The 4,071-nt window shown below is 72.7% G+C and carries 3 protein-coding genes and 1 pseudogene; all 4 read left to right on the forward strand.

What is annotated here, in order from left to right:
- Positions 1-988, forward strand: a pseudogene (locus AB0M20_RS30505) (lipopolysaccharide biosynthesis protein); the annotation flags it as partial.
- A complete protein-coding gene (locus tag AB0M20_RS30510; RefSeq protein ID WP_364303777.1) occupies positions 985-2,343 on the forward strand; it encodes a hypothetical protein in 1,359 nt (452 codons plus the stop codon). The pseudogene AB0M20_RS30505 and the gene AB0M20_RS30510, both read left to right, overlap by 4 nt.
- Entirely contained in the window at positions 2,340-3,542 is a 1,203-nt protein-coding gene (locus AB0M20_RS30515) for a hypothetical protein (protein ID WP_364303778.1), read from the forward strand. Before AB0M20_RS30510 ends, AB0M20_RS30515 begins: the two co-directional genes overlap by 4 nt.
- Before the next feature lie 3 nt (positions 3,543-3,545).
- Positions 3,546-4,071, forward strand: a 526-nt coding sequence (locus AB0M20_RS30520; RefSeq protein ID WP_364303779.1) for a sulfotransferase, incomplete at its 3' end; no start/stop codon positions are given.

A 4,071-nucleotide genomic window follows, 5' to 3' on the forward strand; every position in this document is an offset into this window, starting at 1 on the left:
GCTCGCCGGGCTGGCGCTGGCCTTCGCCCGGGAGCGGCTGGACCGCCGCCTGCGGACCGCGGCGGACGTGCGGGACCGGGCACGGATGCCGGTGCTGGCGGCGCTGGACGAGCGCACCACCCCGCACTTCGACGACGTGCTGCAGCCGTACGGGCCGGGTGGCCGGGTGTTCAACCGGCTGCGCAACGAGGTGCTGGCCAGCCTGGGCACCGGCGACCAGATCATCGTGGTGACCGGGGCCAGCCGTGGCTCGGCCAGCACGCTCGTGGCGGCGAACCTGGCCGCCGCGCTGGCGCGTACCGGAAGTGATGTCGTCCTGATCGGCGCCCACCTGCCGGACAGTGTCGTGGACGCGGCGCCGCTGGCCCGCATGCTCGGCGTCTCCGCCATGCCAGGGCTGTCCGACCTGCTCGCGGGCCGGGTCGGGCTGGCCAGGGCGATGCAGCGCACGCCGCGCATCCCCTCATTACGGGTGATCACCACCGGCGGCGCGGCCACCGCGGCGGGCCTGATGCAGTCGCAGCGGCTGCGGGACACGCTCGAGGCGCTGCGCCGGCAGACCGGTTACGTGGTGATCGAGGCGCCGTCGACCAGCAGCAGCGCGGACGCGCAGAGCCTGGCCAGCCTGGCGGATGCGGCGATCCTGGCCGTCGAGCTGCGCCGCGCCCGCCGTCCGATGCTGTCGGACGCGGCCGAGCAGCTGCGCCGGGTGGGTACGCCGCTGCTGGGTGCGGTGGTCCTGCCGCGGCTCTCCGGCCTGCGAAGCGACGAGGTGGAGCCGCCGGCCGTGGCCCTGACCCCGCCTGCCGGAAACAGCACATCCCCGTCGCCTGAAGACACCGCCGTGCTGGATGCCGAGAAGACGATGCGCTTCCCGACGCGGCCGGCGCCTCGCCAGAAGAGCGACGGCGGTTCGTCGGACGAAGCCACCGCGGTGATCGAGCTGGCCCCGCCGAAGAAGGACGGCGAGAAGAGCGACGAGTCGTGACGCTGCTGGCTCGGCCCCAGCCAGCGCACACGACCGCCGCATCCAGGAAGCAGGCCCTGCCGGCGTGGCCGGTCACCGCGCTGCTCGCCCTTTATCCACTGTGGTGGGCGCTCGGGCTGGGCGTGCTGATCTTCCCGATCATGGCCGTGCCGATGCTGGTGCTGCTGCTGCGCCGGCGCGCGGCCGGACGCCCGCTGCTGCTGCCTCCCGGCTTCGGCTGGTGGGTGCTCTTCCTGGCAGCGGTGCTGGTCAGCGTCGTGACGCTCGGGGTGGACCCGCCGGGCACGGTGGCCGAGCACGCGAGCGACCGGATGCTCGCGGTCGTCTACCGGCTCACCCTCTACGTGACGATGACCGTGCTGCTGCTCTACGCCGGGAACCTGACCGCGCTCGAGCTGCCGCGGCGCCGGCTGGTGAAGCTGCTCGGCTGGCTGTTCGTGGTGACCGTGCTGGGCGGGTTGCTCGGCATGGTGGCGGGGCACTTCGAGTTCACCTCGCCGGTGGAGTGGCTGCTGCCGCCGGGCGTGCGGGGCAAGGGGTTCGTGCAGTCGCTGGTGCACCCGTACGCGGCACAGATCATGGACATCGTCGGCGGCGAGAAGCCCCGGCCCGCCGCGCCGTGGGGCTACACCAACACGTGGGGCAACAACTTCTGCCTGCTGGCCGGGTGGCTGGTGGTCGCCGCCTGGTCGTCGAAGAAGGCCGGCGCGCGCCTGTTCGCCGTGCTGTGCCTGCTGGTCTCCATCGCGCCGGCCGTCGTCTCGCTGAACCGGGGCCTGTGGATCGGCCTCGGCGTGCTGGTGCTCTACGTCGCCTTCCGCTACGTGCTGCTCGGCAAGGTGTGGATCCTCGGCGCGGTCGCGGTCGCCACCGCCGGCCTGGTGGTGGCGCTGCTGGCCAGCCCGCTCGGTGACGTGGTGAACGCCCGGCTGGACAACGGCAAGTCCAACGGCGTGCGGTCGTTCCTGATCGACCGGGCGATGGACGGCTTCGCGCAGTCGCCGGTGGTCGGATACGGGTCGACCCGGAACACGATCGGTGGCCGCAACTCGATCGCGGTCGGCGAGAGCGAGAGCTGCGAGCGCTGCGGCAACTTCACCGTCGGTGGCAACGGCCAGCTGTGGCAACTGCTCTTCGCGCACGGCGCCGCGGGCACGCTCGGCTATCTGGGCTTCTTCGGCTACGCCTTGTGGCGGTTCCGCCGTGACCGGAGCGCCATCGGGATCACCGCCAGCGCCGCGATCGTCACATCGTTCAGCGCGATGCTCTGGTACAACGCGCTGGCCACCCCTCTGGCCTTCATGGTTCTGGCCGTCGCGCTGCTCTGGCGCAACGAACTCGAGGGGGATGCATGAGTCCAGTGAAGACCGCACCGGCGGCGCTGACCGCCGGCGACGCCGCGCTCCGCACGCAGTACCTGAACGAGATCATCGCTCTGCTCTATCCCTCGGAGGGCGGCCCGACCGCCGAGTACTACGTGGTGCCGGACGCCCGCCGGCCGCGCCTGCTGGTGCCCGCCGGGTCCCGCAAGGTCGCGGCGGCGGCCGTGCGGCGCTACGCCGAGCCGCAGTCCCGGGGCGCGAAACTCAAGCGGGACGCGGTGGTCGCGGCCCTGCGCACGGGTGCCTCCGGCGTGCTGCTGCGAGACCGTGTACACGTTTCCGAGAGCGACAGCATCGACGCGCACCTGCGCGAGGCGCTCGGCCGGGACCTGGCCGTCAGCATCCACATCGGACCGGCGCGGGCCAACCGCAAGCCGGTGCTGCAGCTGATCAGCCCCGAGGGCGACACGTTCGGTTTCGCCAAGCTGGGCACCGGCCCGCTCACCCAGCGCCTGGTGCGCGCGGAGACCAATGCGCTGATCGCGCTCGGCCGCTCGGGCCTGACCAAGCTGACCGTGCCCACGGTGCTGCATGCCGGGCAGTGGCGCGGCCTGCAGGTGCTCGTGCAGTCGGCGCTGCCGGTGTGGCTGCCGCGGGCGCCGCTGACCCCGCGCCGGCTGGCGACCGCCATGGTGGACATCGCGGGCTGCTGCGGATATTCGGCCGGGCCGCTGGTCGGCAGCCCGTACTGGAGTGAGCTGCGGGGGCGGCTGGCGTCGGTGCAGGACCGGCCCGAGGGGGTCGCGCTGTGCGCGGCGGCCGAGCTGCTGGCCCAGCACTCCGGGAGCACCACCTTCCGGTACGGGGCGTGGCACGGCGACTGGGCGCCGTGGAACATGGCGAACCTGACCGACGCGCTGCTGGTGTGGGACTGGGAGCGCTTCGCTCAGGGCGTACCCGTGGGCTTCGACGCCGTGCATCACGAGCTGCAGCGACGCATCCAGTCGTCCGGCGACGCCGCCGGCGCGGTCGAGGCGACGGTTCGCCAGTCGGCGGAGCTGCTCGCCCCCTTCGGGGTGACCGCCGAGGGGCGTGAGCTCACCGCGCTGCTCTACCTGGTCGATCTGGCCGCCCGTTATCTGACCGACCGCCAGGCCGAGGCCGGCGCCCGCCTGGGCGTGCTGGGCACCTGGCTGCTGCCCGTGCTGATCCGCCGGGTCGAGGAGCTGTAGGAAATGAACGTCCGCAACCTGCCCGCGCCGATGAAGCGGGTCGTGCACCTGGGGTCCCGCTCGTACGGCCGGATCACCGCGCCCGCACGGATGACGCCGTCCTTCTTGATCTGCGGCGGGCAGCGCTGCGGCACCACGTCGCTGTACCGTGCGCTCGCCGCGCACCCGGCGGTGCTGAAGGCGGTGCTGCACAAGGGCGTGCACTACTTCGACACGTCGTATCACCGCGGCATGGCGTGGTACCGCGCACACTTCCCGCTCCAGCGGACCGGCGACCGGATCACCCAGAAGTACGGCGTGCGGGCGCAGACCTTCGAGTCGGCCCCGTATTACATGTACCACCCGCAGGCGGCCGCCCGGATCGCCCGCGACCTGCCCGGCACCAAGCTGGTGGTGCTGGTCCGGGACCCGGTCGAGCGGGCGTATTCGCAGCATCACCACGAGGTGGCTCGCGGCTTCGAGCAGGAGCGCGACTTCGGCAACGCGCTCGCGCTGGAGGCGGCCCGGCTGCACCGCCAGGAGGAGCGGC

Origin of the sequence: Actinoplanes sp. NPDC051633 (assembly GCF_040681735.1) — a bacterium.
GTDB lineage: Bacteria > Actinomycetota > Actinomycetes > Mycobacteriales > Micromonosporaceae > Actinoplanes.

Excerpts from the sequence above, each read along its gene's own strand:
- AB0M20_RS30515 (WP_364303778.1), top strand. The coding sequence starts at position 2,340 with ATGAGTCCAGTGAAGACCGCACCGGCGGCGCTGACCGCCGGCGACGCC.